The organism is Microbacterium halotolerans (genome assembly GCF_003569805.1).
Lineage (GTDB): Bacteria > Actinomycetota > Actinomycetes > Actinomycetales > Microbacteriaceae > Microbacterium > Microbacterium halotolerans.
In genome coordinates this window covers 425644-435768 of record NZ_KZ984051.1, presented here as the reverse complement: position 1 = coordinate 435768, position 10125 = coordinate 425644, and the positions used below count along the sequence as shown (strand labels likewise).

8 protein-coding genes are annotated in these 10125 nt (G+C 64.7%); 2 read left to right on the top strand and 6 right to left on the bottom strand.

Annotation, left to right across the window (positions count from 1 at the left end):
- From DZG09_RS01935 to DZG09_RS01915, 5 genes are all read right to left on the bottom strand, one after another.
- On the bottom strand, positions 1-1104 hold a 1104-nt coding region (locus tag DZG09_RS01935; protein WP_162893246.1), incomplete at its 3' end, for a type I restriction-modification system subunit M.
- Positions 1101-2600, bottom strand: coding sequence for a type I restriction-modification system subunit M (locus tag DZG09_RS01930; RefSeq protein ID WP_119696042.1), 1500 nt, complete (start codon positions 2598-2600; stop codon positions 1101-1103). The genes DZG09_RS01935 and DZG09_RS01930, both read right to left, overlap by 4 nt.
- Positions 2597-4549, bottom strand: a complete 1953-nt coding sequence (locus DZG09_RS01925; protein ID WP_119696041.1) for an N-6 DNA methylase — start codon at positions 4547-4549, stop codon at positions 2597-2599. Before DZG09_RS01925 ends, DZG09_RS01930 begins: the two co-directional genes overlap by 4 nt.
- 2 nt (positions 4550-4551) lie before the next feature.
- Positions 4552-5031, bottom strand: coding sequence for an NYN domain-containing protein (locus tag DZG09_RS01920; RefSeq protein ID WP_162893109.1), 480 nt, complete (start codon positions 5029-5031; stop codon positions 4552-4554).
- 278 nt (positions 5032-5309) lie between these two features.
- Positions 5310-5783 carry a metallophosphoesterase family protein gene (locus DZG09_RS01915; RefSeq protein ID WP_119696039.1) on the bottom strand — a complete coding sequence of 158 codons (474 nt, stop codon included), beginning with the start codon at positions 5781-5783 and terminating at the stop codon, positions 5310-5312.
- Positions 5784-6162: 379 nt separating this feature from the next.
- Between DZG09_RS01915 and DZG09_RS01910 the strand changes: the two genes are divergently transcribed.
- Complete coding sequence (locus DZG09_RS01910; RefSeq protein WP_240423617.1) at positions 6163-7845, top strand: AIPR family protein; 1683 nt, start codon at positions 6163-6165, stop codon at positions 7843-7845.
- Between the two features lie 127 nt (positions 7846-7972).
- Here the strand turns inward: DZG09_RS01910 and DZG09_RS01905 are convergent, their stop codons facing one another.
- Entirely contained in the window at positions 7973-9001 is a 1029-nt protein-coding gene (locus DZG09_RS01905) for a MerR family transcriptional regulator (RefSeq protein ID WP_162893108.1), read from the bottom strand.
- A 275-nt stretch (positions 9002-9276) separates the two neighbouring features.
- On the opposite strand from DZG09_RS01905, the gene DZG09_RS01900 reads away from it, so the two are divergent.
- Positions 9277-10122, top strand: coding sequence for an urea amidolyase associated protein UAAP1 (locus DZG09_RS01900; protein ID WP_119696036.1), 846 nt, complete (start codon positions 9277-9279; stop codon positions 10120-10122).
- The last annotated feature ends 3 nt before the right edge of the window (positions 10123-10125 follow it).

Genomic DNA, 10125 nt, shown 5'->3' with positions numbered 1-10125 from the left:
GTAGAAGAGTCCCGCGCCGAGTCCGAGCACGCACTCGATCAAGTCCGACTTCACAAGCGCTTCGCGCAGCGCGGCCTCTTCGCGACGGAACAGCACACCGTGCGGGAATAGGATCGCCGCGCGGCCGGTCTTGGGGTCGAGGCTCTTGGCGATGTGCTGGAAGAACGCGTAGTCGGCGCGTCCCTGCGGCGGCACGCCCCACATGTTGCGGCCGTATGGGTCTTTCGCGAAGGCATCCCGGTTCCAGGCCTTGATCGAGTACGGCGGGTTGGCGAGTACGACGTCGAACGTGCGCAGGCCACCCTTCTCGCTCAGGAATGCGGGTCGGGCGAGCGTGTCGCCGTGGGCGACCTGTCCGTCGGCGATGCCGTGCAGGAAGAGGTTCATGCGGGCGATCGCCGAGGTTCCGTAGTTGAGCTCTTGCCCGTAGAGCTTGAGGTTGCGCCACTCCTTTCCCTGGCGCTTCACCTCGGCCGCCGTAGAGATGAGCATACCGCCGGTACCGCATGTCGGGTCGTACACCGACTCGCCGGGCTGGGGCTCGAGCATGAGGGTCATCAGGTGGACGAGGGTGCGGTTTGTATAGAACTCCTGCGCGGTGTGCCCGGAGTCGTCGGCAAACTTCTTGATGAGGTACTCGTAGCCGTTGCCCAGTTCATCCTCGGGCAAATTCGCGATCGACAGGGTCTGCGTCGATAAGTGTTCGATCAGGTCAGCGAGCGTGGAGTCGGGCAGTAGGTTCTTGTTGCCCCAGTCCCCGTCGCCGAAGACCCCGGGCAGGGTGTCGGGGTTGGCGGACTCGATCGCCCGCATCGCCCGCAACACCGTCGCGCCGATGTTCACGGTAACCGCGCGAACGTCGCGCCAGTGGCATCCGTCCGGAATCGCGAAGCGATGATTCTCGGGCAGATCGGCGAACTCTTCGTCACCGTACGTGTCGAGGGCCGCGGCGCGCTCTTCGTCGTACACGTCCGAGATGCGCATAAGGAACACCAGCGGGAAGATGTACTGCTTGTAGTCGCCAGCGTCGATGAGTCCGCGAAGGATGACGGCGGCGCCCCAGAGGTAGTTCTCGAGCTCGCGCTGGCTGATCCGGCCGGTCATGCGCTCAAGCCCCACTTCGCGAGCTCTGCTTCGAGGGCCGCGCGCGTCTCTTTCGCTCGCTCGTGCGCGGCCTCCAGGTTCGCCAGCGCGTCGGCGAGCGTGATCTTCTCGCCCGCCTCTGCCGAAGTCACGTACAGCGGGATGTTGAGGTTGAAGCCGTGGCCCTCGATCTCGGCGAGGTCGGCGACGTGAGCCCGGCCCGGGATGTCGGCGAACCCGCGGTAGGCGTCGAACAGCTCGTCCGCGTGCTCGGGTTCGAGGGTGTTCTGGTTGCGGCCCTTCTTCATGAGGTCTTCGCCGTTGATGAACAGCACCTTGTCCTCTTGGTCGGCGGGTCTCTGGTGGCGCAGGATCAGCACACAGGCTGCGAGGCCCGTGCCGTAGAACAGGTTCGGGGCAAGACCGATGACGGCTTCGATCTTCTTCGCCTTCAGGATGTGGGTGCGGATGCGCGCCTCGGCCCCTTGGCGGAAGAGCGCACCCTGGGGCAGCACGACTGCTACCCGGCCCGTGTTCGGGTTGGCCGACGTGAGCATGTGCTGCACCCACGCCCAATCCGCGTAGCCCTTCGGCGGGACTCCACCGAGTTGGTTCCGGCCCCACCGGTCGGACGCCCACTCGACGTCGCCCCACGCCTTCAGGGAGAACGGCGGGTTCGCAACGACGTTGTCGAATCGCGCGAGCCGGTTGCCCGTGTAGAACGCGGGATTGCGCAGGGTGTCCTCTCGGACGACCTTGAAGTCCTCAACGCCATGAAGGAGAAGGTTCATGCGCGCGATCGCCGAGGTCGCGAGCACCTTCTCCTGACCGTAAAGCTTGCCCCACAACGTCTTCGGGCTCCCGCCGGCATCCTTCACGTGCTCGATGACCTCGATCAGCATGCCGCCCGTCCCGGATGCGGGATCGTAGACGCTCTCGCCCTCCTGGGGGTCGAGGATGTTCACGAGCAGTCGCACCACGGAACGCGGGGTGTAGTACTCGCCGGCCTTCTTGTTCGACTGGTCGGCGAACCGCTTGATGAGGTACTCGTAGGCGTTGCCGAAGACGTCCGGCGCGACGTTCGCGTTGCTGAGCGTCTTGGTGGAGAAGTGCTCGATGAGGTCGGCGAGCTTGCGGTCGGGAAGCTTGCCCTTGTTGGTCCAGTTGGCGTTGCCGAAGATGCCGTAAAGGGTCTCGGGGTTTGCCTTCTCGATCTCGCGGAACGCGGTCTGCAGAGCGGTACCGATGTTCTCCGTCTTGTCGCGCACGTCCGACCAGAGATTGCCATCAGGGACCGCGAAGCGGTGATTCTCGGCGAACGCGGCGAACTCGTGGTCGCCGCCAGACTCCTCGAGTGCCTGCTCGAACTCCTCGAGATAGACGTCGCTGATCCGCTTGAAGAACATCAACGGGAAGATGTAAGCCTTGAAGTCAGCCTGGTCGATGCTGCCACGGAGGAGGTCGGCGGCGCGCGCGAGGTATTGTTCCAGCTCGGTCAGCGTGAGCTGTTCCGTCATTGGGTGGTTCCTTCGGTGGTGTTGCTGGTCAGGGAGGCGCTATGACGGACAGCGTTAAGAATCGCTGTCGTCAGGCTATCGGCGGCCTCGGCGGCTTGCTTCGCAAGTCGCTTCGCTTCGCGTGCCCTGTCGATGGTGGCGTGGATGGCCCGCTGCTCGGGCAGCGAGGGGACCGGAATCTCAATCTCTCGCACTGGGATGCGCTGGATGCCGCTGCCTGCCGCGAACCGCGAGTTCCACTCGCCAGCGAGAACGTCGGCAAGGTAATGAGGATCTAGCTTTGTGCGATCGACGATCCGGATGCGGAAGATGCTCCCGACAGGCAAGTGGCCGCCCTCGTCATCGACGAGCGCTCGAACCTTGTCCACGGTTGTCAGCAGCACGTCGCAGGGCTGGGTGAGCGGCCCATGCTCGTCGGACGCGATGGGCGTGACCTGCACCAAGTTGCGAGTCCGCACCGCGGTGGCATCGACGCGTCGATCCTCGAACTCGGGGTCTCCTTGTCGCGGCGGCCTTGCTGGGGCGACTTCGATCGCGCCCGCTTCGACGAGCGCCGCGACAGTCAGCACCGGCGGTTCGCTGGCGATGCGCGGCGGCTCTAGGTGCCGCACCGTGGCGGGCAGATCAGTGGAGGCCTGGAGTAGCCTGGCGGATGCCCGATCGAAGTCCGCCACCAATCGCGCGCTGTCGACCTCTTCTGCCAGCATCCATCGCGCAGGGCTGAGATCGGCGTTGCCGGCCGCCAGTTCGTCAATGGGCACACGCGCGTGGGGCACGTCGGCGAGCGAAGCCTCGTCTGCGAGCCACCTGGCAACCTCGCCCTCAGGTGCGTCGACCTTGGACGCATCGATGAGGAGCACGCTCCCGCGCGCAGACGGCTTCGATTCGCCAAGAACCCAGAGAACCGGTGCGATCGACGTCTGTGGCAGCATCTTGCCGGTGAGTGCCACTACTGCTCGCACCCATCCACCGAGTAGGAGGTTTCTCCGGATCTTCGCCTCTGCGCCGCCGCGGAATAGTGTTCCAGGTGACGTGAGGACGTAGCCGACCCCGCTCGGCGCGAGGTGCGCCACTACATGCTGTAGCCAGTAGGAGTCGCTACTGGAACGCGGCGGGATCCCGAATCTCAGGCGGGGGTCGAGCAGGCTGGTCTCGGGGTCTACTCGCAGACCATACGGAGGCTCGGCAATGATCACGTCCGCGCGCAGGTCGGGATCAGGGTCGCTCCGGAGCACGTCGGTGATGCGCAGCTTGAGGTCTACACCGCGCAACGCAGCGCGGCCGAGGGTGATCTCCGCTGCGGTCGCGCTGATCTCGTCGCCAACGAGGCGATCTGGAGTTGCCCCCAAATCGAGGGCTTGCAACAGCGCAACGCCGATGCCGCACGCGGGGTCATACAAGGTTCCACTGTCGACATCGGCCGAAAGGGACGCGAGCAGTGTGCTGGTGCGTGATCCCACGAACCCGGTCTCGCCACCAGCCTTACCAAGAGCGCGGGACGTGCGTTCGAGTAGTCCATCGATCGCTGCGGGGAGATCCTCTCGCGGGATACTTTCGAGTGCATCGCGCAGTTCGTCCACTGATCGTTGACTGACGTTGCGCGACGCGAGAGATGGTTGTCCATCAAGAAACTCGACCGCGGTACGGAGGACGAGGCCTCCGAAGTCATGCACGTCGACATGTCCCCGGAAGAGATTCGCGACACCCCAGAGGCGTGACTCCCACGCCCTCGTGCTCGAGTCCGCGGAGTTATCCGGCTTCCGCTTGTCGGGATGAGCCGTGAGCCAGGCCTCGACATCCTTCGCAGCGAAAAGCGGCTTGCTGGCACTGCCCTCCGCAGGTTCCGGAAAGTCGCTCATTCGCTTCCGCCAGTTGCTGACAGCGGCGCGCGAGACGCCGGCGAGGTCGGCGATGTCGCTCGGGGCGAGGAGCCCCTCGTGCGCGGGCATGTTCACGCTGCCTCCATGGATGCACTCGGATCGAAGTCGATATGAAGGACGCTTTTCGCTGCCATTCGAAGACGGCGCGAACACGCATCCGGCCGCGTCACAACGGTGACCTCGGTTCCACTCGTCATGGCCAAGCGGGAGATGGTGCCCGCAAAGATCCCATCCCCCGACACCAGCACTACCTCAGCGAACCTCTCCCCGACGTGCTCGGTCTCGAGGACATCGAGGAGTTCCAGATCAGCGCCGTCGACTCCGCTGCGGAACCTGAGGCGGTGAGGGCCTGCCCACTCGAAGCCGACGATGCCGACACTGAAGCGCCCGCACGCGAGCACAAGCTGGTCGTCGGCGCGAGGGCTGACGACCATCTCGATCGCGGTCTGGGCAGCACGAACTTGGGTTGCCATTGAGATTCCACCTCCCACGATGTTCTCGATGTCTACGAGGACGAGGCGACGGTTGCGCGCCTCCGTTAATGTGTACATGCTATCAGCCAATCTGTCTGTGAATCGGATCCCCACTTCCTAATCGGGGTTTGACTTACTGTAGGGCAGATTGCGACCGGGTGCAAGTGAATCCTATTCACACAAGTCCTTGTCTTATGTGCGATTCACAACAGTGGCTGAGGTCTCGCGTGTTACTCCTCGTCGAGGATGATGCCGAGCCGCTCCGCCACCTCGGACAGCGGTGTGCTCGGGCCGGCGGTGGAGCGGACCCGGACAATGGCCGCGATTTCCTCCTCTTCGCGGCGGAGGTCTTCGAGTCAGGCGTCGACGAGAGTCATCTGGATTGGTGCGAATGCGAAGGCATCAACCCCGACGTGGAACTGGTGCCCAACCGGGCCGTTCTCGCGATCGTGCGTGTGGCCGTGCAGCAGAGGGAGCCCGTGGTCGATAGGCCGATGCGCAACGTGGCGATCCTCGCCTTGGGTGTCTCTGGAGTAGGGGTAGTGCGACGCGAGCATGCGGCTCCCCGCGCGGGTGCCGGACACGACTTCGGGGAAGATCGTCCAGCCGGCCTCCTCGTACAGCGGGGCGAACCGCTCAATGGCCCGGTTGGTCTGCGTCGCCGTCGATACACGATCGTGGTTGCCGGGAACGAGGAAGCGACGGCCGTGTAGCTGCGCGGTGAGCGGGAGTGAATCGGCGATCGGTCCGAGCGCGAGATCGCCGAGGTGCAGGACGATATCGTTGGGACCGACGGTCTCGTTCCACCGTAGGATGATCTCGGCATCCATCTCGTCGAGTGTTGTGAACGGCCGGCCAGCGAGCTCGATGATGCGCGCATGGCTGAAGTGGGTATGGCCTACTCCGTATGGCAACCTGATCTGGCCATCCTTCTACGGGCCGATGAGGCGACTGCGCTCCCGCGCAGGGTGCGCTGAAACCAAGCCCCCCGTGGGCGAGTGCATCCCTGTGAGAAAGGGTCGCCCGTTTGCGAAGCCGGCTACGTACTTGTCGCCGACCCCGACGAACATTCGCCACGTGCCCAATAGAATTCAAGAGCGACAGCTCCTCGGGCGGGTCGCAGTTGACCGCGGGCTTGCGCTGAAGCGTGTGCCTTCCATCCGAAGGGAGCGTCGTCGGTCAATTCGGGACGGCGAGAGTGAGGGTCAGTTGAGCAGGTTCCACGTCAGTCAGATCGAGACCTACGTCCGCGGGTTGTATGAAGCAGAGCATTGGATTGCCAGCCTCGACGACGTGAATAACCTTTCACGACTCCTCGCCCGCTGGGCCATCGAGTTGATACCTGGCGACGCGGACGAATCGGCTTCCACGGTCGAGGTGACGGATGGTGGCGAGGACCGGGGGATCGATGCGGTGGGCGTGAACACTACCGCGAAGGAAGTCGTATTCGTCCAGTCCAAGTGGCGACAGGACGGAACAGGCTCGATGGCGCTCGGTGATGTCCTGAAGTTTCTTCAGGGTGTCCGTTCATTGCTCGGCATGCGAGTCGACAACGAACCCGTCCATGCGAGCGGGGGTATGCGGATGGCAATCCAGTCGCTCCTCAAGACGCCCGGAGCTCGCATCCGCCTCGTGACGGTGACGACTGCATCCGAACCGCTCAGCGACGAGGTCTCGCAACCAATCGTCGAGCTTCTCGAGTCCCTCAACGACCTCCCCGGTACGGAACCGATGGCGCATCACAAGCACCTCGGGCAGTCCGAACTCTTCAACGCAATCGCGGAGCGCGACCGGCCGTCAGTTGACATTGAGCTTAATATTCTCGACTGGGGCAAGTCAGCTGAGCCGCAGAAGATGTTCTACGGCAGGGTCAGCGCAGCGCAGGTAGCCGATTGGTTCAGCGAGCACGGCGCTGATCTCTTCGCTGAGAACATCCGCGTTGTGATTCCGCGTTCCGACATCAACGATGGGATCCTGCAGACGATTCGGAATGAGCCGGAGAACTTCGCCTACTACAACAACGGAATTACGATCCTCGCACGTCGAATCGAGTTGGCGCTTGGCGGCAGCCTTAGCCGCGATGTCGGCTACTTCAAGCTGAGCGGCGCAAGCATCGTCAACGGTGCACAGACGGTCTCCACCCTCGGGGCGGTTCGCGGGACCGAGTCTGAAGCGAACCTCGGGACCGCGAACGTGATCGTGCGTTGCATTGAGGTGCCCGAGAGCGAAGAGGGACTCGGCCAGAGCATCACCCGCTACGCGAACACTCAGAACGAGGTGTCTAGCCAGGACTTCGCATTCCTGGATGAGCAGCAGCATCGCCTCGCGCGCGAACTCCAGGTCCTCGGCTACGAGTACATCGTTCGCTCCGCCGAGATTCCGCGCTCGAGCGATCGCAGCAAGGTCATCGAGATCCGCGACGCGGCAGTGGCTCTCGCTTGCGCAAACCCGAAGATCAACTACGCAATCATCGCCAAGCGCGAAGTATCTCGCCTCTTCTCGGAAGGGCCGGTCTACGCAGCTTTGTTCAATGCGACGACCGACCCACTGCTGCTCTATCGCGCAGTCGCCATCACAGCAGAAGTCGATCGGGTTCTCGACTCGCATCAGGCCGATGCTGACGGGGTTGAAGCAGGGGTGGCGATTCACGCGCGCCGCGTGATCGCCCACCTAATCATGCAAAGAGTCGGCGCGAAGAAGCTCGCGTATCCTTCGACGGACTTCGCCGAAGTGCTGTCAAGTGTGGAATCGCAGGCGACGCTGCTCCTGGCTGCTTTGACGGCCGTCTTTCCGGATAACGCTTATCCGGGCAACGTGTTTAAGAACCAGGCACGGGTCCAGCAGCTGCTCGACGATGCTGGCGCGGCGCTTGCGAAGAGTCAGAACTCCTGAAGCGAGCCACCTCGGCGGTCGACCACGAAGTGGACAAACGGTGCCGTGCCCAGCGTGTCGTGTTGTGGACATTTCCGGGGGACATCCGTGTGTAGGAGGAGGGGTCGTGGACATCTCTGAGCGGTTCCTACAGACCGACCGTGCCCATGATCGCCGCTGCCAGCCACGGGCCGACGCCCTGCTCCTCTTCGGCTCCGGTGTCGTCGAGCACTTCCGCCAGTGCAGCATCTGGGTGCGGCTGACCGTTGATGAGCGCGGTGAGCTCGAGGTAGCGGCCGTGGGTGGCGCGATAGCCGTCGTGGTCGAGTGCGCCCTCGGTGAGCGGCGCGACATCGCGGTATCGGTCCGCAAGGCGCGTGCGCAGAACGTCGTCGACGGAGGTGCCGCTCGGTGCGGCCGCCTGTCTGACGAACTCGTCGGCGAGCGCCGTTGCGGCGGGGTCGTCGGATGGCAGCCCGGCTTCGCGCGCTGCCATCAGCTTGGCCATGAGGCCGCCGCCCGTCGACGCGATGAACTCCTGCACCGCAGGCTTCGACATCTCTCTGCCGACATCCGAGCCGTACGTCTCGAGCATGTACTCCCTGGTCTGATCGCGGAACTGCTCACTCGCGAGCAGTTCGGACAGCGTGATCCACGCGTCGAGCTGCTCCGCAGTCGGGTCCGCCGGCAGCTGGGGGCGAAGCGCGCTCGCGTGATCCGGAATCCCGGCGGGCAGGCCCGACGCGACGCTCTCCCAGAAGTCATCGATCAGTCGTCGGCGGTCGACGTCGGACATCGTCGCGAGTCGCCGCAGCACGCGTGCGCGTTCCAGCCCGCTCCGGTTCCGGACGAGGGCGCGCAGCACCGCTCGCTGTTCCTGGAGCAGCGCGGCGCGACCTTCGAGCACGTCGAGATGGGCGGCGAGAACGTCCGACAGCGAGGTCGTCCCGTCGAGGGCCTCGCGAACCTGCGCGAGACCGGCGTCGAGGTCGCGCAGGGTGCGGATGTACTCGAATCGCGCCACGGCGTCGAGGTCGTAGAGCCGGTGCCCCGCATCCGTCTCATCCGTCGGCGCGACCAGCCCCTCATCCGAGTAGTACCGGATGGCGCTGACGCTGAGTCCTGTGCGGCGCGCGACGTCGCCGATGAGCAGCAGTGCGTCGTCTGTGTTCGTCATGTCACCCACCCTGGCGCCTCAAGCCGCTTGAGGTGCAACCCTCGTTTCGCCGAGCGCACCCCTTCGGATCGAGTGCCGTTTCCGTGCGCACGCAAGGGGCACGCTCGGCGCAGAAGGGACCGCTCGCGGGGCGGAGGAGAGCGTTACGCAGCTGAAACGTGGGGTAACACCGGGGACATCGGGCGACGCCATACTCGACCTATATCTATCGAACGATAGATATAGGTCGAGTATGGGAGCACCATGTGCGTACGAGTCCCGGAAGGCGCACGACGATGACCGCGGCATCGGAGCGCGTGACGGACACTGTGGCGAACTCTCGGGCGGATGCACGGGCGCGGGGCGCCCTCGTGAGCGACTGGATGCCGCACCTGCCAGCCGTGTCTTCGCCGTTCGCGCCGGAGGGCGTCGACCCCGCAGGACTGACCTGGGCGGAGACCGTCGCACCCGGCGGCTACACGCACAGAGTGATCGCCCGAGGCACGCGGGTGCGGCTCGATGACGTCACGGGCGACGCCAATGCGCATGTGCTGCTCTTCAATGCGCTCGAACCGTGGGAACGGCTGAACGTCGCGGACACCGTGAAGATCCCCTGGCAGGCGTACCTCTCGACGGGGCACCCGCTGCTCTCGGGTGATGGTCGCGTGCTGGCGACGGTCGCAGACGACACGACCGGCAGACACGATGCGCTGTGCGGCACGTCGACGGATGCCCTCAACGCTGCGAAGTACGGCGATGCTCGCCCCGAGGGGCCGTCGCCGTCCGGGCGCTCACTGTTCGTCAAGGCGGCAGCCAAGCGCGGGCTCGGGCCGGGTGATCTCCCGCCGAGCATCTCGTTCTTCCAGGGCGTGCGGGTCGGACCGGACGGCGGGTTCGAATGGCAGGGGTCTGGCGGTCCAGGTGGCGCCGTCACACTCATCGCAGAGCTGCCGCTGATCGTGCTCATCGCGAACGTGGCGCATCCCATCGACCCCCGGACCGACTACATCGTCGGCCCGCTCCGGGTGCACGCGTGGCGCGGTGAACCCACGGGGCAAGGGTCACCGCAGTTCGACGCATCGCCCGAGTCCCACCGGGCCTACCTGAACACCATCGACTACGCGGAGGCGCGGGGACTGTGAGCA